We start from the raw sequence: 18,712 nt of genomic DNA on the forward strand, positions 1-18,712 counted from the left end.
TTGCGAGCAAGAGGAAAATCGCATTGTCAACAATCCTCTTTGCCTAAAACAGGATTGTCGATCAGAGCTTGAGCGCCAGCTCGTCGAGCCCGACGGCGAGCGCCAGGCCGATCTCCTGGAGCTGCTCGGCCTGGATGGTCAGCGGCGGCGACACCGCGAGCGCCTTGCCGAGCGTCCGCAGCAGCACCCCGCGCTGGCGTACGAGCAACGCCAGGTCGGCAATCGCCGACGGCAGGGTCTCCAGCACCTCGGCTTTCAGCTCCACCGCGCCGAGCAGCCCGAGCCCCGCACGCACCTCGGCGACGAGCGGGTGCCGCGCCAGCGGGGCGAGCGCGTCCGCCAGCACGGTCTCCATGATCCGCCCGCGCTCGACGAGCCGCTCGCGGTCCAGGATCGCGATGTTGGCCAGCGCCGCGGCGCAGCACGCCGGGTGGCCCGAGTACGTGGCGCCGTGCCGCAAGGTGTTGCCGCGCCGCTCCCAGAACGGCTCCGCGACCCGGCCGTGCGCGACGACCCCGCCGAGCGGCAGGTACCCGCTCGTCACGCCCTTGGCGAAGGTGATCAGATCCGGTTCGGCGTCCCACCGCTCGACGCCGAACCACGTGCCGAGCCTGCCGAACCCGCAGATCACCGCGTCCGCGATGGCCAACACGCCGAACTCGTGGCAGACGTCGATCACGCCCCGCACGTACCCCTCGGGCGGCGGCAGCACCCCGCCCGCCCCGACGACCGGCTCGAACAGGAACGCCGCGACCCGCTCCGGCCCGACCCGCAGGATCTCGTCCCGCAGCGCGTCGACCGAGTCGTACGGCACCCGGGACGACGACGGCAGGAACTCGCCGAAGCCCGCGCGGTTGGCTTCGATGCCCGCCACACCGGTGCCGACCCCGTTGGTGCCGTGGTAGGACTGCGCGCGGCTGATCACGTGCACGCGCCCGGGCTCGCCCTGCGCGTCGTGGTACCGGCGGGCGATCTTCACCGCGCTGTCGATCGCCTCGCCGCCACCCGTGGTGAGGAAGACCTTGGCGTCCGGCATCGGCGCGAGCCCGGCGAGGCGGTTCGCGAGGTCCCGGGCCGGTGTGTTGGTGAAGTCGCCGAAGATCGAGTACCCGGCCAGCGTGCGCAGCTGCCCGGCCGCCGCGTCGGCGATCTCCTGCCTGCCGTGCCCCACGTTCGCGTACCAGAGGGCGGCCGTCGCGTCGAGGTACCGGTTGCCGTGGGTGTCGTACACCCACACGTCCTCACCGCGTTCGAGGACGAACTCGTCCTCCCGCACCGCCGCCATGTCCGAGAACGGATGCCACAGAGCTGACCCCATGACCTCAGCATGACGGTCGCGCGATCACTTTGCCAGGGTTGAGAATTCCGCGCGGGTCGAAAGCCTGCTTGACCGCCTGGTGCACGGACAGGCCGACCTCGCCGAGCTCCGTCTCGAGCCACGCCCGCTTGAGCGTGCCGACGCCGTGCTCGCCGGTGATCGTGCCGCCGAGCCGCAGTCCCAGCGCCATGATCGCGTCGAACGCCGCCTGCCCGCGGCGCACCGACTCCGGATCGGCCGCGTCGAAGACCACCGTCGGATGCAGGTTCCCGTCGCCCGCGTGCCCGCAGCACGGCACGGCCACCCCGTGCTCGCGCCCGATCGCCACGATGCCGTCGATCAGCTCCGCGAGCCGGGACCGCGGCACGCACACGTCGTCGATGAGCTGGTCACCCAGCTGCGCGACCGCCACGCCGACCAGCCGGCGCGCCTCGATGAGCAGGTCGCCCTCCGCGGGGTCGCTCGCGACCAGCACCTCCGTCGCCCCGCACTCCCGCGCGGCGCGGGCGAAGGCGTCGAGGTCGTCGGGCGCGGCGGGCCCGCGGTCGGACTGCGCGATGAGGACGGCGCCGACGTCGTCGGGGAAGCCGAGGTCGCGGTACGCGGAGACGGCGTCGACGGTCGCGCGGTCCATGAACTCCAGGACCGACGGGCGGCGCCCGGTGCTCAGGTACGCCGTCACCGTGCGGCACGCCTCCACGGGCGTCGCGAAGAACGCGAGCGCCGTCAACGGTTTCTCGGCCGCGGGCCGCAGCGCGACGGTCACCTCGGTGATCACGCCGAGCGTGCCCTCGGACCCGGTGAACAGGCGGACGAGGTCGTACCCGGCGACGCCCTTCGCGGTGTGGCGGCCGGTGCGCAGCACACGCCCGTCCGCCAGCACGACCTCCAGCTCCCGCACGAAGTCGCTGGTCACGCCGTACTTCACACAGCACAGCCCGCCCGCGTTCGTGGCGACGTTGCCGCCGATCGTCGAGCTCTCCCACGAGCCCGGGTCGGGCGGGTAGAACAGACCCTTGTCCGCGACGGCCTTCGACAACACGGCGTTGACCACGCCCGGCTGCACGGTCGCGGTGTGGTCGACCTCGTCGACGTCCAGGATCCGGTCCATCCGCTCCAGCGACAGCAGGATCGCGCCGTCCACCGCCGCGGCGCCGCCCGACAGCCCGGTGCGCGCGCCCTGCGGCACCACGGGAATCCGGTGCTCGTGCGCGTACTCCAGGATCCGCACGACCTCGCGGGTCTCCCGCGGGCGGGCGAGGGCCAGCGGCTGCCCGGCGCGCCCGAACCGGGCCTGGTCGGAGCGGTACGCCTCCAGCACGTCCGGATCGGTCGTCACGTAGTCGGCTTCGAGCACGGAGCGCTCCCTCCATCGGGACATTCGCAGGTAGAACACTAATACTTACTCGCCCTTGGCAGTTCTTACTTGGCCGAGGTACTTTTGTGCCATGCAGGTAAGGAGCTTCACCGCGGAGGCCCGGCGGACGCAGATCGTGGGGGCGACGATCGAGGTCATCGCCGAGGTCGGCTATCCGCAGGCGTCGTTCTCGCGCATCGCCGAACGGGCCGGACTGAGCAGCACGCGGCTCATCTCGTACCACTTCGCGGGGAAGAAGGAGCTGATCGAGCAGGTCGTCGCGGAGTTGTACACCGAGATCGGCGGGTTCATGACCGAGCGCGTGGAGCGGGCGGAGTCGCCGCGGGAGGCGCTGCACGCGTACATCGAGGGGTACGCGGAGTTCGTCGCCGGGCACCGGACGCAGATGAAGGCGCTGCTGAGCATCTTCCTCAACGGCGGGCTGGAGTACGACCCGGCCGAGCAGGAGGTCGTCGTGCTGTCGCCGCTGGAGCGCATCGTCGGCGACGGCCAGGCGGCGGGCGTGTTCCGGCAGTGCGACGCGCGGGTGGCGGCCGCGGCGGTGCAGCGCGCGCTCGACGGGTTGCCGATGATGCTGGAAACTTCACCGGACCTGGACGTGACTGCCGCCGCGCGGGAGCTGGTGGAGCTGTTCGACCGGGGGTTACGGGCATGACGCTCCCGGTGCAGGAGACTCCCCGGGTGCCGCGGCGGCAGCGGCTGCGGCAGGGCGCGGTGCTGGTCTTCGACATCGGCGGGCCGATCGCGCTGTACTACGTGCTGCGGGCGGCCGGGCTGAGCGTGTACCTGTCGCTGCTGATCAGCGCGGTGCTGCCGGTGCTGAGCACGGTGGTGCAGGTGCTGCGGAGGCGGAAGCTCGACCAGCTCGGGTTGTTCATGGCGGGCATGACGGTGCTGTCGGCGGGCGTCGCGGCGATCAGCGGGAGCGAGCGTTTCCTGCTGGCGAAGGACGGCTGGCTCACCGCGGTCACCGGCCTGTGGCTGCTGGCCACGACACGCGCGCACCGGCCGTTCGTGTACCACTTCGCGCGCATCCTGCTGGACGGGCGCGTCGGCCCGGACGGCGAGCCGTTCGAGTCGCTGTGGGCGCGGCTGCCGCGGTTCCGCCGGGTCTGGCGCGTCGCGAACGTCATCTGGGGCACCGCGACGCTGCTCGACGCCGGCGTGCGGGTGGCGATGGCGTACACGCTGCCGGTGAACGCCGTGCCCGCCCTCAACGGCGCGCAGTACGCGGTGCTGTTCGTCGTCCTCCAGGTGGCGACGAACATCTACTACTTCCGGGCCGGGCTCTTCAACCCGCACTCGGCTCTCTACCGCCCGCGAACACCCTGAGGACTTGTGGCGCGACCTGCGGTTTCGTGGGGCACGCCTTGGTCGTCCTCAGCCGGGCAACTCGCGAGTCCGCGGAAGACGCCAGTTCCGGGCCTGCTGCCACCACCCCGCGCGGGGGCACGCCACCGCACCGCCGCCCGCCCGCGAACGCGCCACTCACTTGTGGCGCGACCTGCGGATTCCCGGACGTCAGCCCGCGGGCTGGGCCACCTCCACCGGTTCCTTCTTCGGTTCCTTCCTCGGCTCCGGCACGATCTCGATGCGCTTCGCCGCGGGGGGTTCCACCTGCAGCAACGGGGTGGCGTCGGCCAGGAGCTTCTGCGTCTTGTGGAGCTGGTCGGTGGTGCGGCGGCGCAGGGCGTCGAGCGCGTCGGCCTTGCGTTGTGCCTGGTCGAGGAGCTGCCGGGCCTTCTCGGCGGCCTCCGCGACCATCTTCTCGCACTTCTCGGCGGCCTCCCGCTCCTGCTTCGCGATGCCCTCCATCGCCGTCGCCCGGCGCTGGCGCATCGCCTCCTCGAAGTCCTTTTCCACCTGCTCACGGCGTTGCGCGGCCTGCTCGTCCAGGCGGTGCCGCGTCTCCGCGGCCTCGCTGGTCATCGCCTCGACCTCGGCCTTCGTGCGCCGCATCATCTCCTCGTGCTCGGCCGCGGCCTCGCGCCTGCGCGCGTCGACCTCCGCGACCAGGCGTTCGTGCCGCTCACGCAACCGTTGCGCGGCCTGGTCGGCCGCCGCCCAGCTGCGTTCGGCCGCGGCGCGCGCCCGCTCGGTGATCTCCTTGGCCTCGTCCTCGGCCAGCTCGACCATCCGCAGCAGGCGCTCGCTGAGCCCGTCGGCCTCGATCGGGGTGCGGCTGATGCGGTCGACCTTCTCGCGCAGCCGGTCGTTCTCGCTGCGCAGCTCTTCCAGCTGCCGCGCGAGGTTCTCCGCGCTGGCCGCCGCCGCGTCCCGGTCGGAGATCACCATCCGCAGGTCTGCCTCGACCCGCTGCACGTACCGGCGGACCTGACGCACGTCGTACCCGCGCCAGGTCCGGTCGAAGTCCGTGCGGAGTGGAACCAGATCCTCGCGAGAGTCAACGCCCGCCATCAGCACCTCCCGAAGCGACAGTCCTCAGTGGACTATTGAGCCGAAACCCGTTACTGCCAAGCATCCTCTTTCCGAGGCGTCTCGTCCACCAGCTTGGCCGGTTCAGCGTAATTTTCCAGTGTGACGCTCTCGGCCTTGCCCCCGAGATCACCCGTCAGCAACCGCCGCCACGGTCCGGCGAGCATCGCGCGGGCCGTCAGATTTCCGATCCCGATCATCGCGCGCCCCTTCGGCAGGAACATCTTTACCCCACCAGGCATGGGTTTCCGGTTCTCCCGGACGTAGTCGTCGAGCACCTCCCGGTACCGCGCGAACGCCCGCCGGTGGTCGCCGCGCGCCGCGGCCAGCTCACCCGCGAGGACGTATGCCTCGACGATCGCCATGCTCGTGCCCATGCCGATCGAACCGGCCGACACCGCGTCCCCGAGCAGCGCCACCCGCCCCCGCGACCACTCGCCGACCGACACCACGCTCTCCCGGTCGTAGTAGAAATCCGTTGTCTCCCACATGGATTCGAGCATCCGAGGCACGTGCCAGCCCTCGCCGGCCATGGCGTCGGCGACGAGCTGCTTCTGCCCCGCGACGTCGTGGCGGTCGTACTCGCGCGCGGGCCCGGCGAAGAAGAACATGCCACGCGTCCGCCCGCCGCGGGTGGGGTAGAGGCTCGCGCGCTTGCGGCCCGGCATGACGTACATCCGCTGCGTGTCGCCCAGTTCCAGCCCGAGGTCGGCCGCGAAGATCACCTTGGCGTAGCCCTGGTCGCGCACGAAACCGGACTCCGGACCGAAAACCAGGCGCCGCACGTTCGAGTGCAGCCCGTCCGCCCCGAAGACGAGGTCGAACCGGCGTGACGCGCCGCTCGCGAAGGTCACGTCCACCCCGGCCGTGTGCTCGTGTATCGCGGCGATGGAGTCGTCGAAGACGTATTCGGCGTCCTGAGTGGCCTCGAACAGGACCCGCGCCAGGTCGGCGCGCAGGATCTCGAGGTCGGCGATGACCCCGCCCGAGTGCCCGCTCAGCTCGCTGCCCCAGTGCCACAGCACCCGGTCGTCCCGGTCCACCGTGCTCATCCCGCGGACTCCCGTGTGGTGCGCGCGCACTTCGTCCAGCAGTCCCATGCGGTCGAGCACCTCCCGCGCCGCGCCGCGCACGTCGACCGCCTGCCCGCCGGTGCGCAGCCCGGGCGCCCGCTCCACCACGGTCACGTCGTAGCCGTACCGCCGCAGCCAGTAGGCCAGTGCGGGGCCGGCGATGCTTGCTCCAGAGATCAGCACCTGTGTCATGCGTACACCGTACAAACACTTTGAGTACGGCGTAAAGATTACTAGTGCACCCTTGTTATAGTGCGAGAACGAGGAGCACCGCCCTAGTGCACCGGAAGGGTTGGAGATGACGCACCCGTACGCCAGGATCGTCACGGAGCTGCGGCGCCGGATCGCCTCGGGCGAGCTGCGCCCCGGCGACCGGGTGCCGTCCACGCGGCAGCTGACGCAGGAGTGGGGCGTCGCGATGGCCACCGCGACGAAGGCGCTGACCACGCTGCGGCAGGAGGGCCTGGTGCGCGCCGTGCAGGGGGTCGGCACGGTCGTCGCCGACGGACGGTCGCCGCGGACCGGCACCGAGCAGGAGCTGACGCGCGAGCGCATCGTGCGGGCCGCGATCGAGATCGCCGACGGCGAGGGGCTCGCGGCGGTGTCCATGCGCAGGATCGCGACCGACCTCGGCGTCGCCACGATGTCGCTGTACCGGCACGTCCCGGGCAAGGACGACCTCGTGGTGCTGATGGCCGACGCCGCGATCGCCGAGGAGCCGCTGCCCGACGTCCCGCCACCGGGCTGGCGCGAGCGGCTGGAGTACTCGTCCCGGCTGCAGTGGCGGCTCTACCACCGGCACCGCTGGCTCGCCGGCGCCATTTCGATGACAAGGCCGCAGGCGCTGCCGAACGCCATCCAGCACACCGAATGGTCCCTGCGGGCGCTCGCCGGGCTGGACCCGAAGACGATGCTCTACGCCTACTTGACGGTTTTCGGCTTCGTGCGCGGTGTCGCGGTGAACCTGGAGGCCGAGGCGCAGGCGGAACAGGACACCGGCCTCACCCCGGACGAGTGGATGGAAACGCAGGAGGGCCTGCTGGAGCCGCTCGCGGCGAACGGCGACCTGCCCGCGTTCCGGGAACTGATCACCCACGACATCGACTTCGACCTCGACGATCTCTTCGAGTTCGGCCTGGCGCGTCTTCTCGATGGGCTGGAGAAACTCCTCGTACCGCCGATGCGGTGACACGCTGGGTAGCTCCGTGATCGTTCCTGGACCGAACCCGTAGCCTAACCGGGTGACCGGGACGGAAACGCAGGACGAGGGACGCCTGATCGCCGGCCGCTACCGGCTCGAGCGCCGCATCGGCGGCGGCGCGATGGGCGTGGTGTGGCTCGCGAAGGACGAGTTGCTCGACCGGACCGTCGCGCTGAAACAGCTGCTCCTGCCCGCGACGCTGAACGAAGAGGAGACCGAGCACGCGCGCAAGCGCTCGGCGCGCGAGGCCCGCATCGCGGCGCGGCTGCAGCACCGGCACGCCATCACGGTGTTCGACGTGGCCGACGACGACGGCATGCCCGTGCTGGTCATGGAGTACCTGCCGTCGCAGAGCCTCGCCGAGGTGCTCAACGCCCGCGGGCCGCTGCCGCCCGCGGAGGTCGCGCGGATCGGTTCGCAGGCGGCGCACGCGCTCGCCGCCGCGCACGAGGCGGGCATCGTGCACCGTGACGTCAAGCCCGGCAACATCCTGCTCGGTGAGGACGGCACCGCCAAGATCACCGACTTCGGCATCTCGCGCGCGGCGGACGACGGCACGCTCACCGGCAGCGGTGCGTTCGCGGGGACGCCCGCCTTCCTGGCGCCCGAGGCCGCGCGCGGCGAGAAGCCCACCGCGGCGTCCGACGTGTTCTCGCTCGGCGCGACGCTCTACGCGATCGTCGAGGGCCGCTTCCCCTACGGCGACTCCGAGAACCAGATGGCGCTGCTGTACGCCGCGGCCGCGGGTCGTTTCAGCCCGCCGCAGAAGGCGGGCCCGCTGACCGACCTGCTGAACCGGATGATGAGCTTCGCGCCCGAGGACCGGCCGACGATGGCCGCGGCGGCCGCCGAGCTGGAGAAGATCGTCGCCCCGGTGGTCCGGGACCGGCGCCGCACCGCGGTGGTGTGGGCGAGTGTGGCGGCGGTGGTCGTCATCGCCGCCATCGTCACCACGGTGCTGCTGGTGAACCGGGGTTCCGGGGAGAACAACGCCGCTCCGCCCGCCACGTCCTCCGCCGCTCAGCCGCCCGCGTCGTCGTCCTCGCAGCAGCAGGCGGCACCGCCGCCGGCCACCTCCAGCCAGGCGGCCACCTCGTCGTCCTCGGCCGCGCCGCCGGCCTCGCCGTCCACGCAGGCCAGCACCGGCACGGGTGCCGCGACCACCGACCCGGTGCAGTTCATGCGCGACTACTACGGCCGGATGCCGGGCGGGACGGACATCGGCTGGACCGAGCTCAGCCCGGCGATGCAGGCGCGGGTCGGCCACGCCTACTACCTGCGGTACTGGAGCGAGATGAGCAGCTTCCAGGTGACCAGCGGCCCCAGCCCGGCCGGTCCCAACGCCGTGGTGGCGACCCTCGACTTCGTCCAGAACGGCAAGCACTACCACGAGGTCCACCGCATCACACTGATCAACAGCGGCGGCAAGTTGCTCATCGACAGCGACAACGTCTGAGCGTGCTCGCTCGACCGGATTGAAGTCGAAGTAGATTGTCAACATTCCGGAAGTAGGTCAGTCCAGATGTCGCATTGACGGCAAGTCGTATCGCCGGATTGTTGACAATGATCAGAACGGAATTCTGGACGCTTCGCACAGAAAGGCGACCGGAGACCGGCCGATCCTGGTGAGCACCACCGTCGCCTCGCCGTCGCCGCGCGGTTTCAGGCGTTTCCGCAGCGCGTCCGGGTCGACGTCCAGGCCGCGCACGAGGATCTCCAGCCGGCCCACGTCGTGCCGCTTCAGCAGCGGCTTCAGGGTCTTCTCGCTGTACGGGCCGTGCTCGACGATCCGGAACGCCCGCACGCCCGGCGGCGGGGTGTCCCCCGTGAGGTAGGCGATGCGCTCGTCCAGCTGCCACAGACCGTGCCGCGCGCCGTAGTGCTTCACCAGCCCGGCGCGCACCACCGCGCCATCCGGATCGACGATCCACTCCCCCGGCGCCCCGGCCGGAACGTCGTCCGGTTCGTCCGAGGTCACCGTCCACTGTGGACCGTCGCTGCGCAGGACCGTCGCCCGGCGGGCCGTCGAAGCGAGGTCGCCCGTCCACAGGCACGCCTCGCGGACCTGGCCGTCCAGCGACACCAGCTCGACCTCGTCCGCCCACGGCAGCGCCGTCCAGTCCAGGCCCGGTGAACACTTGACGGCCAGGTCACGCCCGGCGTACACCTCGGCGAGGCCGTCCAGCGGCGGCGCGAAGTCCTCCGGCCGCCACTTCCGCCCCCGCGCGTCGCGCCGGGCCGGGTCGGCGACCACCACCGTGCCCCGGCTGACCGGGCGCAACGCGTCGGCGCGCACCAGCGGCACGTCCGGGCAGTTGTGCCGGGCCATCGCGAGCCGCACTTCGTCCACATCGGACCCCAGCGTCCGGCGGGCAACCTTCGCGAGCTCCGCCAGGTCCGCGCCGATCGAGCAGGTCACATCGTGCACGTCGCGGCCGGTCAGCCGGGACGCACGGTGCCGGGCCACGGCCGAAGCGCTCGCCTGCTGCAGCGCCTCGCTCGTGTACAGCCAGCCCTCGGCGTCGAGCTTCACCTTCGCCTTGCGCCGCAGCACCACGGTCTCGAGCACCGCGGCGGCGCGCTCACCGGCGACGCGGCGCGCCGCCTCCACGTCCGCTATCCGCGAGGCGTCCAGCGCGGCGCACTCGGCGAGGACGCGGACGCCCTCCGCCGAGCGCAGGAACGCGACGTCGTCGAGCGAGAACGCGTACGGCAACTACAGCTCGACCGGCGCGGACGGCTTGATCCCGGTGATCATCACGTTGTAGAACAGCTCACGCGGCAGCAGCCGGGCCAGCACCTTCTTGTCCAGCGCGGAAAGCCGCAGCCACAGGTGGTAGGCGAACATCCGCCACCGCACGGTCAGCTTCTCCTGCGGCACGGCCGCCTCGAACGTGCGGATGGGCCATCCGGCCAGCGCCGCCGCGAACTCCTCGGTGACCGCCTTGACGTCCACCGCGCCCGCGCCCAGCGCCATCCGCTCCAGGTCGCTCGGGTCGAACGTATGGATGTCGACCACGGCCTCCAGCGCCGCCGCGCGCGAGGACTCGTCGAGCTCCTCCTGCGGACGGCGCCACGAGTTCAGCGGGCCCAGCTTGGTGACGTTGGTCGTCAGCCACCAGGTGAGCTGGCCGAGCTTGCGCGCGTACCGGTCGCCGATCTTCGTCGGCTCACCGGCGAACACGAACCGCCCGCCCGGCTTGAGCACCCGCAGCACCTCGCGCAGCGCGGCCTGCACGTCCGGGATGTGGTGCAGCACCGCGTGCCCGACGACGAGGTCGAAGCTGTTGTCCTCGTACGGGATCCGCTCCGCGTCGGCCACGCGACCGTCCACGTCGAGGCCCAGCTTCTCGGCGTTGCGCAGCGCCACCTGCACCATGCCCGGCGACAGATCGGTGACCGAGCCCTTCTTGATGACGCCGCCCTGCATGAGGTTCAGCAGGAAGAAACCGGTGCCGCTGCCCAGTTCCATCGCCGTCGGGTACGGCTGGCCGTCGGTGCCCGCGACGGCGTTGAACACGTCGGTGGCGTAGGAGATGCAGCGCTCGTCGTACGAGATCGACCACTTCTCGTCGTAGGTGCCGGCCTCCCAGTCGTGGTAGAGGACGTTGGCCAGCTTCGGGTCCTGGTACGCGGCCTGGACCTCTTCGGCCGTGGCATGCGGGTGCGGTGCGGGATCCGTCACGTCATTTCCCTTCGAAGGTGGCCTTGCCCGGGCCGTTCTCGATGAACGACCGCATCCCGTTCTCCTGGTCCTGGGTCGCCCAGAGGGCGGTGAACAGGTACGTCTCCAGCTTGAGCCCGCTGGCGAGGTCGCCGTCGAGCCCGCCGTCGATGGCGGCCTTGGCGTTGGCGAGCGCGACCGCGGGTCCGTTCGCGAACTGCGCGGCCCACTTGTGCGCCGCCGCGTACACGTCGTCGGGCGCCACGAGCTCGTCGACGATGCCGAGGCTCAGCGCCTCCTCGGCCTTCGCGAACCGGCCCGTGAACACGAGGTCCTTCGCCTTGCTGGGGCCGACGAGCCGCGCGAGCCGCTGCGTGCCGCCCGCACCGGGGATGATGCCGAGCAGGATCTCCGGCTGGCCGACCTTGACGTTGTCACCGGCGATGCGCCGGTCCGCGGCCAGCGCCAGCTCGAGGCCGCCGCCGAGGGCGTAGCCGGTGATCGCGGCGACCGTGGGCTTCGGGATCGCGGCCACCGCGGCGACGGTGCCCTGCAGCGCCGCGCCGAAGGTGCGCATCTCCGCGTACGAGCGGGCGGCCATCTCCTTGACGTCCGCGCCACCGCAGAAGGTCTTCTCCCCGCCGTACAGGATCACCGCGCGCACGTCGGCGCGCTCGCCCGCCTCGCGGGCCGCTTCGCCCAGCTCGGCCTGCACCTGGTCGTTGATGGCGTTGACCGGCGGGCGCTCCAGCCGGATCGTGCCGATCCCGCCGTCCACCTCGAGCCGTACGAACTCGCCCACGCTGGCATCCTCCTCGATTGTTACTGGCCAGTACCCTACCGGCGCCGAGCGAAGTACCGGTCCCCCGACCGTTCGAGCAGCAGGTCCTGGTCGAACGTCTTGGACAGGTTCTCCGCGGTCAGCACGTCCTCGATGAGCCCGGCGACCACGGCGTGGCCGTCGCGCAGCAGCAACGCGTGGGTGAAGCCGGGCGGGATCTCCTCGACGTGGTGGGTCACCAGCACGGTGGCCGGCGCGTCGGGGTCCATCGCGAGCGTGGACAGCCGGGCCACCAGGTCCTCGCGGCCGCCGAGGTCCAGACCCGCGGCGGGCTCGTCGAGCAGCAGCATCTCCGGATCGGTCATCAGGGCACGGGCGATGAGGACGCGCTTGCGCTCGCCCTCGGACAGGGTGCCGAAGGTGCGGTCGGCGAGATGCGTCACACCGAGGGTGCCGAGCAGCTCCAGCGCGCGGTCCATGTCCAGGTTCTCGTACTCCTCGCGCCAACGGCCCAGCACCGAGTACCCGGCACTGACCACCACGTCGCGGACCAGCTCGTCGCCCGGCACCCGGTTCGCGAGGGCGGCGGAGGTGAACCCGATGCGGGGACGCAGCTCGAAGACGCTGACCTTGCCGATGCGCTCGCCGAGCAGGTCGACGGTGCCGGTGGTGGGGTGCAGCTCCGCGGCCGCCAGCCGCAGGAGGGTGGTCTTGCCGGCGCCGTTGGGGCCGAGCACCACCCACCGCTCGTCGAGCTCGACGGCCCAGTCGAGGCCTGCAAGCAGGTCGCTGCCGCCGCGGCGGACCCCCACGCCGGACATGCGCACCACGAGATCGTCAAGGTTGTTCGGCTCGCTCACGTGCCCATTGTGGTCATAGTTGGCGCCTGCGGTGGCAGCGGCCCCGTACCAGCAGGTGGGACTTCACGCGGGGTAGCGCACGGTGGTGGCAGGATGCGTTGTGTGAGCACTCCGCCGTTCGCGCGCCCCGCGGGCCCGTTCTGGCGCGACCGTGCCGTCGACCTGCTCCTCGTCGCCTCGTGTGGCTGTACCGGCTCGTTCCGCAGCCACGACGACGATCACCACCGAGGAGCTTCCGTTGACCCAGACCGTTCTCGACTTCGAAATCCACCCGCGCCTGGCTGAAACCGGCCTGCCCGGGCTGCTGCACCCGTCCCGTCTGTTGTGGACGGCCGCCGAGCTGGCCGACCTGACCAAGCGCGTCACACGCGAGCTGGCCGAGCCGCTGGCGGACGTGCTGCGCTTCGACTCCGACCAGCGCTGGTGGGCGCGCCTCGCGCTCACCGACGGCGTGGAGCTGTGGCTGTTGTCGTGGCTGCCCGGCCAGCACACGCAGCCGCACGACCACGGCGGCGCGGCGGGTTCGTTCACGGTGTTGCAGGGCGAACTGGCCGAGGAGTACCGCTACCCCGGCGGCCCGATCCGGTCACGCAGCCACGTCGCGGGCGCCGGGCTCGGCTTCGGGGCTGGGCGGGCCCACCAGGTGGTCAACAGGGGCGACGCCCCGGCGGCGAGCGTGCACGCGTACTCGCCGCCCCTCGTGCCGACGCGGGAGTACGCGTCGCTGGCCGACGTACCCAGCGAGATCCCGCCCCTGCCGGTGATACTCGGGCGATGACCGTCGAAGACATGCTCGCCGCGGCCCGGTCGACCCTCGACCGGGTCGACCCGGCGGGCGCGCAGACTCTCCAACAAGAGGGCGCGCTGATTGTTGACATTCGGCCGGAGGCCAACCGCGCGGCGGAGGGCGAGATCCCGGGCGCGGTGGTGATCGAGCGAATCCACCTGGAGTGGCGCCTCGATCCGGCGGGCTCCCACCGGTTGCCGCAGGTGCGGCCGGGACAGGCGGTCGTGGTGGTGTGCAACGAGGGGTACGCGTCCAGCCTGGCGGCAGCCGACCTGCGGCGTCTGGGGGTCGAGGCCACGGACCTGGACGGCGGATTCCGAGCCTGGAAGGCGGCGGGGTTGCCCGTGCAGGAGGGGCCTTCGCCAGCGGTGCCGTAGGCGAGGAGAGGCGCCGTGAGGCGCTTTGAACACACCCCCGAGAGTTGGGTGGTCATCCCGTCGCCTGATTCAGGACCATCACTTTGAGGAGCAGCCGCAACCTTTTTCGAGACTGGCGCTTGTCATGCCAAGCTTGCGGCTGGTCCTCAAAGTGATATGCACAAACCGCACGCGACGGGATGACCACTCAACTCGACCACGCTGCCAAGGTGAGATCCCTTTGGGCCCCATCATCCTGGAGCCTGCCCGCCGGCGAGGCATTCTTTTGATCTTTTCTCTCTCGCCCCAGCGTGGTCACCAGCGGTGGGCCGGGCGCGGACGCCCTCCAATGCCCGGCCACCCCCGCCCCTTCCCCTTGATGGTTTAACGGTTGGCTCACCGCGTCAAGGGCGCCTTCGGCGTCGCTTCGCGATCGCTGCGCGACCCTTGACACGGCGAGCCAACCGCTAATGAGGCTGGGGATCGGGGACGGGGGAGGCCTGGGCGTGTGCCGGGCTTGTTCTCGTCGGCGGGTGGCCGTTTTAGGCGTGGACCACTTTTCCTAGTTCTGCTGGGGTTGCCAGTAGGGAGTGTTTTGGCAGTACCCTTACCGTGTAGCCCAGGGAGCCTGCGTGTGGGAGCCTCAGGGTTGCCGCGAACAGGCCGATTTGCTCCTGTTGCATGGAAACCGTTACCGCGTTGTGCAGTTCGTCGCTGTCGCCGACGCTGCCCACCACCGCCTGAACGTCCACTTCGGACAGATCCAGCCCTGCCAAATCGATTCTGGCCTGTACTCGCACTTCGCTGCCGACCACCAATGATTCCGCGGTCAGATCTGTGTCGAAGATTTTGACCTGCGGCCACAACACATCGATTCGCTTACGGTACTCCGACAGGGACCGTGCGCCCTCGTAGGAATCCTTCGCGGCCGCGGCGACTGTGGAGGCGGCTGGGCAGTAGCACGTTTCCACGTATTCCCGCACCATCCTCGAAGCCTGCACGCGCGGGCCGAGGGTGTCGAGCGTGTGCCAGACCATCGACATCCAGCCTTGCGGCACCCCATTGCCATCCCGATCGTAGAACAGCGGCGCCACCTGCTGGCCCAGTAAGTCGTACAGCGCGGCCGATTCCAGCTCGTCACGGCGCAGCGGGTCCCTGATGCCGTCCGCCGTCGGGATGGCCCAGCCGTTGCTGCCGTCGTAGCACTCGTCCCACCAACCGTCCCGAATGGACAGATTGAGGCCGCCGTTCAGCGCCGACTTCATGCCCGACGTGCCGCACGCCTCCAGCGGGCGCGTCGGGTTGTTCAGCCAGACGTCGCATCCACGGTACAAATACCGTGCCATCGACATGTCGTAATCCGGAAGGAAGACCATCCGACGTCTGACATCAGGATCGTCTACAAATCTGACAATCTGCTGGATCAGTTGTTTACCACCCTCGTCAGCGGGATGGGACTTGCCCGCCACGACGATCTGGATGGGCCGGTCCTCGTCCAGCAGCAGGGCCTTCAAGCGCTCCGGGTCGCGCAGCATCAGGGTCAGCCGCTTGTACGTCGGCACGCGGCGGGCGAAGCCCACGGTCAGCACGTCCGGGTCGAACACCGTGTTGATCCAGCCCAGCTCCAGCGCCGAAGCCCCGCGCTGCAGCCACGCGTCCCGCACCCGGCGGCGCACCTCGACCACCAGTTTCTGCCGCAGGTCCCGCCGCAGCGCCCACAACTCCTCGTCGCTGACGCCCTGCTGACTCGGCAACTGTCCTTTGTGTCCCCATTCTTTGTGCTTCCCACCGAGCAACGCCGTCAGCTCGCGCGCGACCCACGTCGGGCCGTGGACGCCGTTGGTGACCGACGTGATCGGCACCTCGTCCTCGTCGAAACCCGACCACAGCCGGGCGAACATGCGGCGCGACACCCGCCCGTGCAGCTGCGAGACGCCGTTCGCCCGCTGCGCCAGCCGCAAACCCATGTGCGCCATGTTGAACATGCCCGGGTTGTCCTCGGCGCCGAGCGCCAGCACCCGCTGCGTCTCGATCCCCGGCAGCAGCCGGCCGTCGCCGAAATAGTGTTGCACGAGGTCCACCGGAAACCGGTCGATGCCCGCAGGCACCGGGGTGTGGGTGGTGAACACCGTGCCCGCCCGCACGGCCGACAGGACCTCGTCGAACCCGAGGCCGTGCTCGTCGATGATCTCCCGCGCCCGCTCCAGGCCGAGGAAGCCCGCGTGCCCCTCGTTGGTGTGGAACACCTCCGGCTGCGGGTGCCCGGTCAGCTCGCAGTACCGCCGCACCGCGCGCATCCCGCCGATCCCGGCGAGGATCTCCTGCCGGATGCGGTGATCGGCGTCACCCCCGTACAGCCGGTCGGTGACGCGGCGCAGGTCCTCGTCGTTCTCGTCGACGTCGGTGTCCAGCAGCAGGAGCGGCACGCGGCCGACGCGGGCCTGCCACACCTGGGCGTGCAGCGTGCGGCCGCCGGGCATGGCGACCTGCACCAGCACCGGCTTGTCGTCTTCGCCGGTGAGCAGCTCCAGCGGCAGCGCGTTCGGGTCGATCACGGGATAGTGTTCGAGCTGCCAGCCGTCCAGCGACAGGCCCTGCCGGAAGTAGCCGGCGCGGTAGAGCGGGCCGACGCCGATCATCGGCACGCCCAGGTCGGACGCCGCCTTGAGGTGGTCGCCCGCGAGCACGCCGAGGCCGCCGGAGTAGTTCGGCAGGGCCTCGTGCACGCCGAACTCCATGCAGAAGTACGCGATGCCCCGCGGGGCGCCGTCGGCGCCGTGCTGCTCCTGGTACCAGCGCTCCTCGGTGAGGTAGCGCTCCAGGTCCTCCGTCGCCGCCCGCGCCCTGGCCAGGAAGTCCTCGTCGGCGGCGAGCTCCTCGAGCCGGGCCGACGGGACGGCCAGCAGCATCCGCAGCGGGTCGCGGACCCGGCGGAACAGCTCGTCGTCCATGGACGCGAACAGGTCGCGGGTCGGTGGGTGCCAGGTCCAGCGGAGGTTGGTCGCCAGCGCACGCAGGCCCGCCAGTGGCTCCGGCAGGCTCGCACGGACGGTGAACCGACGGATTGCTCTCATGGGAAGCGACGATATCGGTTAGTGTCCGGTGGCCGAAGCCGATCAGGGAGCGGGTGGGATGCGCGCAGGGGCACTGGCCGTCGCGATCGCGGGAACGCTGGTGCTCGCGGCGTGCGGTGGGAACGACGGGGGAACGGCCGCGGGTTCGGTCGCCGGGCTGCCCGTGACCCACTTCGAAAGCGGCCTGCGCCCGGACGCACCGACGCCGGACCTGGACGTGCGGAACGTGAGCGACGACGACGCCGACCGGCTCGCCACCGCCACGATCGCCGACGTCGAGGACTACTGGTCGGGTGAGCTGCCCGACGACTTCGGGGTGAAATTCGACCCGGTCGAGAAGCTGCTGTCGTACGAGTCGAACGGGACGAACCAGACGAACGGCTGCGGCGACACGAAGAAGAACGTGAACGCGTTCTACTGCGGCCAGGACGACTCGATCGCGTGGGACCGGGGCGTGCTGCTGCCGACGATGATCCAGCAGTTCGGGCCGCTGTCCGTGGTCACGGTGTTGTCGCACGAGTTCGGGCACGCGGTGCAATATCGGCTGCAGGACAAGGCGGGAATCACCCGCAGCACGCCGACGATCGTCAAGGAGCAGCAGGCGGACTGCTTCGCCGGGAGCTACTACCGCTGGGTGGCCGAGGGGAAGAGCAAGTACTTCCGGGTGTCGACGGCGGAGGGCCTGAACGCGGCGTTGTCATCGCTGTTCCTGGTCCGCGACAGCGCGGGCACGGCGGCGACCGACAACCAGGCGCACGGCACGGCGTTCGACCGCATCTTCGCCTTCCAGCTCGGCTTCGAACAGGGGCCGAAGGAGTGCGCGAAAATCGACATGACGAGCCTCCAGTCGCGGCTCACGGAACGCCCGTTCGACCAGGCCGACCGCAACGAAGGCACACTCCCGATCAACGACACCACGCTCGACTTCCTGAAGCAGAGCCTGGACGCGGCCTTCGCGGGCGCGCACGTGCCGTCACCCGAGATCGTGCCCGGTTCCGGTGCGTGCAGCGGCGGCCCCGCGACCCCGCCGGCGTCGTACTGCCCGTCGGACAACACGGTGAACATCGACGTGGACACACTGGCCGCGCTGGGCCGCGAGGTGAACCAGAGCGCGGAGTGGAACGGCGAAACGAGTGGCGGTCACGGCGACTTCGCGGCCCTGTCGGAAATCGCGTCGAGATACGCACTGGCGATCGAGAAGGGCGTCGGTGCTTCCCTGGACAACGCGAACGCGGGCCTGCGCACGGCGTGCCTGGTAGGCGCCTGGGCAGCGGCGACGAACAAGCTCCCGAACACGGTGCTGCGCCTGTCGGCGGGCGACCTGGACGAGGCGATCTCGGACCTGCTCCGCCCGGACAGCCTCGTGGCAGCGGACGTGAACGGAAAGCGGGTGGACGCAGGCTTCACCCGAGTCGAGGCCATGCGCACGGGCTACCTAAAGGGCTCCACCCCCTGCAGCAAGCAATACGGGTAGCCACCACACCAACCACCAAAACCGCCACCCCGCAACGAAAACCGAGCAACGCCCCCTCCCGCCCGGTCCTCCCCCGTCCCCGATACAAAGCCGTCATTAGCGGTCGGCACGGTGTGTCAAGGGTGAGGCGAAGCCTCATCGCGAAGCGACGCCGAAGGCGCCCTTGACGCACCGTGGCGACCGTTAAACAATCGGCAATCGGGGCGCCCTACGTGACCATCGTTTTCGCGCGCAGCGCGGTCTTTGGTCTTTTCGGGCGCGAAGGCGCGGGTTCAAAGATCAAAAGAATGCCTCGCCGGCGGGCTGGCTC

16 protein-coding genes are annotated in these 18,712 nt (G+C 70.4%); 7 read left to right on the forward strand and 9 right to left on the reverse strand.

All coding sequences use genetic code 11. The features are described from left to right. Positions 1 to 61: 61 nt before the first annotated feature. Positions 62 to 1,318, reverse strand: a complete 1,257-nt coding sequence (locus FHX82_RS06790) for an aminotransferase family protein (RefSeq protein WP_145938555.1) — start codon at positions 1,316 to 1,318, stop codon at positions 62 to 64. 4 nt (positions 1,319 to 1,322) lie between these two features. Then, positions 1,323 to 2,699, reverse strand: a complete 1,377-nt coding sequence (locus FHX82_RS06795) for an FAD-binding oxidoreductase (RefSeq protein WP_145938554.1) — start codon at positions 2,697 to 2,699, stop codon at positions 1,323 to 1,325. Between the two features lie 67 nt (positions 2,700 to 2,766). Here FHX82_RS06795 and FHX82_RS06800 point away from each other — a divergent pair, with 67 nt between their 5' ends. Next, the gene (locus tag FHX82_RS06800) at positions 2,767 to 3,351 is read left to right on the forward strand and encodes a TetR family transcriptional regulator (protein WP_145938553.1); all 585 of its coding nucleotides are present in this window, start codon (positions 2,767 to 2,769) and stop codon (positions 3,349 to 3,351) included. After that, on the forward strand, positions 3,348 to 4,028 hold the full coding sequence (locus FHX82_RS06805; RefSeq protein ID WP_145938552.1) for a VC0807 family protein: 681 nt from the start codon (positions 3,348 to 3,350) through the stop codon (positions 4,026 to 4,028). Before FHX82_RS06800 ends, FHX82_RS06805 begins: the two co-directional genes overlap by 4 nt. 189 nt (positions 4,029 to 4,217) lie before the next feature. On the opposite strand, the gene FHX82_RS06810 is transcribed toward FHX82_RS06805, so the two are convergent. Both FHX82_RS06810 and FHX82_RS06815 read right to left on the reverse strand, forming a co-directional pair. Continuing rightward, positions 4,218 to 5,114, reverse strand: a complete 897-nt coding sequence (locus FHX82_RS06810) for a DivIVA domain-containing protein (protein ID WP_145938551.1) — start codon at positions 5,112 to 5,114, stop codon at positions 4,218 to 4,220. Between the two features lie 50 nt (positions 5,115 to 5,164). Further along, positions 5,165 to 6,397 carry an FAD-dependent monooxygenase gene (locus FHX82_RS06815; RefSeq protein ID WP_145938550.1) on the reverse strand — a complete coding sequence of 411 codons (1,233 nt, stop codon included), beginning with the start codon at positions 6,395 to 6,397 and terminating at the stop codon, positions 5,165 to 5,167. Positions 6,398 to 6,503: 106 nt separating this feature from the next. Here FHX82_RS06815 and FHX82_RS06820 point away from each other — a divergent pair, with 106 nt between their 5' ends. Both FHX82_RS06820 and FHX82_RS06825 read left to right on the forward strand, forming a co-directional pair. Next, positions 6,504 to 7,394 carry a TetR/AcrR family transcriptional regulator C-terminal domain-containing protein gene (locus tag FHX82_RS06820; protein ID WP_145938549.1) on the forward strand — a complete coding sequence of 297 codons (891 nt, stop codon included), beginning with the start codon at positions 6,504 to 6,506 and terminating at the stop codon, positions 7,392 to 7,394. Positions 7,395 to 7,446: 52 nt separating this feature from the next. Then, the gene (locus FHX82_RS06825) at positions 7,447 to 8,862 is read left to right on the forward strand and encodes a serine/threonine-protein kinase (protein WP_145938548.1); all 1,416 of its coding nucleotides are present in this window, start codon (positions 7,447 to 7,449) and stop codon (positions 8,860 to 8,862) included. Between the two features lie 111 nt (positions 8,863 to 8,973). On the opposite strand, the gene FHX82_RS06830 is transcribed toward FHX82_RS06825, so the two are convergent. Genes FHX82_RS06830 through FHX82_RS06845 form a run of 4 tightly spaced genes read right to left on the reverse strand, consistent with a single transcriptional unit; the run spans position 8,974 to position 12,672 of the window. Beyond that, the gene (locus tag FHX82_RS06830; RefSeq protein WP_145938547.1) at positions 8,974 to 10,122 is read right to left on the reverse strand and encodes a THUMP-like domain-containing protein; all 1,149 of its coding nucleotides are present in this window, start codon (positions 10,120 to 10,122) and stop codon (positions 8,974 to 8,976) included. Next, positions 10,123 to 11,091: a class I SAM-dependent methyltransferase gene (locus tag FHX82_RS06835; protein WP_145938546.1), complete on the reverse strand. Its 969-nt coding sequence runs from the start codon at positions 11,089 to 11,091 to the stop codon at positions 10,123 to 10,125. A 1-nt stretch (position 11,092) separates the two neighbouring features. Further along, a complete protein-coding gene (locus FHX82_RS06840; protein WP_145938545.1) occupies positions 11,093 to 11,872 on the reverse strand; it encodes an enoyl-CoA hydratase/isomerase family protein in 780 nt (259 codons plus the stop codon). 35 nt (positions 11,873 to 11,907) lie between these two features. Then, complete coding sequence (locus tag FHX82_RS06845) at positions 11,908 to 12,672, reverse strand: ABC transporter ATP-binding protein (protein ID WP_183176587.1); 765 nt, start codon at positions 12,670 to 12,672, stop codon at positions 11,908 to 11,910. Positions 12,673 to 12,949: 277 nt separating this feature from the next. On the opposite strand from FHX82_RS06845, the gene FHX82_RS06850 reads away from it, so the two are divergent. Together FHX82_RS06850 and FHX82_RS06855 are read left to right on the forward strand one after the other, a co-directional pair. Continuing rightward, positions 12,950 to 13,489 carry a cysteine dioxygenase gene (locus FHX82_RS06850; RefSeq protein WP_145938542.1) on the forward strand — a complete coding sequence of 180 codons (540 nt, stop codon included), beginning with the start codon at positions 12,950 to 12,952 and terminating at the stop codon, positions 13,487 to 13,489. Continuing rightward, a complete protein-coding gene (locus FHX82_RS06855) occupies positions 13,486 to 13,875 on the forward strand; it encodes a rhodanese-like domain-containing protein (RefSeq protein ID WP_145938541.1) in 390 nt (129 codons plus the stop codon). The genes FHX82_RS06850 and FHX82_RS06855 overlap by 4 nt, the downstream gene beginning before the upstream one ends. Before the next feature lie 521 nt (positions 13,876 to 14,396). Here FHX82_RS06855 and glgP read toward each other — a convergent pair. Further along, positions 14,397 to 16,928, reverse strand: a complete 2,532-nt coding sequence (glgP, locus tag FHX82_RS06860; protein WP_145938540.1) for an alpha-glucan family phosphorylase — start codon at positions 16,926 to 16,928, stop codon at positions 14,397 to 14,399. Between the two features lie 58 nt (positions 16,929 to 16,986). Here glgP and FHX82_RS06865 point away from each other — a divergent pair, with 58 nt between their 5' ends. Beyond that, a complete protein-coding gene (locus tag FHX82_RS06865; RefSeq protein WP_145938539.1) occupies positions 16,987 to 18,402 on the forward strand; it encodes a neutral zinc metallopeptidase in 1,416 nt (471 codons plus the stop codon). Positions 18,403 to 18,712 lie beyond the last annotated feature (310 nt).

The organism is Amycolatopsis bartoniae (assembly GCF_014191255.1).
Taxonomy (GTDB): Bacteria; Actinomycetota; Actinomycetes; order Mycobacteriales; family Pseudonocardiaceae; genus Amycolatopsis_E; species Amycolatopsis_E bartoniae.

Bases quoted from the DNA above. Each gene is read 5' to 3' on its own strand.
- glgP (WP_145938540.1), bottom strand. From the start codon at position 16,928: ATGAGAGCAATCCGTCGGTTCACCGTCCGTGCGAGCCTGCCGGAGCCA.
- FHX82_RS06795 (WP_145938554.1), bottom strand. From the start codon at position 2,699: ATGTCCCGATGGAGGGAGCGCTCCGTGCTCGAAGCCGACTACGTGACG.
- FHX82_RS06820 (WP_145938549.1), top strand. From the start codon at position 6,504: ATGACGCACCCGTACGCCAGGATCGTCACGGAGCTGCGGCGCCGGATC.
- FHX82_RS06865 (WP_145938539.1), top strand. From the start codon at position 16,987: ATGCGCGCAGGGGCACTGGCCGTCGCGATCGCGGGAACGCTGGTGCTC.
- FHX82_RS06800 (WP_145938553.1), top strand. From the start codon at position 2,767: ATGCAGGTAAGGAGCTTCACCGCGGAGGCCCGGCGGACGCAGATCGTG.
- FHX82_RS06815 (WP_145938550.1), bottom strand. From the start codon at position 6,397: ATGACACAGGTGCTGATCTCTGGAGCAAGCATCGCCGGCCCCGCACTG.
- FHX82_RS06790 (WP_145938555.1), bottom strand. From the start codon at position 1,318: ATGGGGTCAGCTCTGTGGCATCCGTTCTCGGACATGGCGGCGGTGCGG.
- FHX82_RS06845 (WP_183176587.1), bottom strand. From the start codon at position 12,672: ATGTCCGGCGTGGGGGTCCGCCGCGGCGGCAGCGACCTGCTTGCAGGC.
- FHX82_RS06855 (WP_145938541.1), top strand. From the start codon at position 13,486: ATGACCGTCGAAGACATGCTCGCCGCGGCCCGGTCGACCCTCGACCGG.
- FHX82_RS06805 (WP_145938552.1), top strand. From the start codon at position 3,348: ATGACGCTCCCGGTGCAGGAGACTCCCCGGGTGCCGCGGCGGCAGCGG.
- FHX82_RS06810 (WP_145938551.1), bottom strand. From the start codon at position 5,114: ATGGCGGGCGTTGACTCTCGCGAGGATCTGGTTCCACTCCGCACGGAC.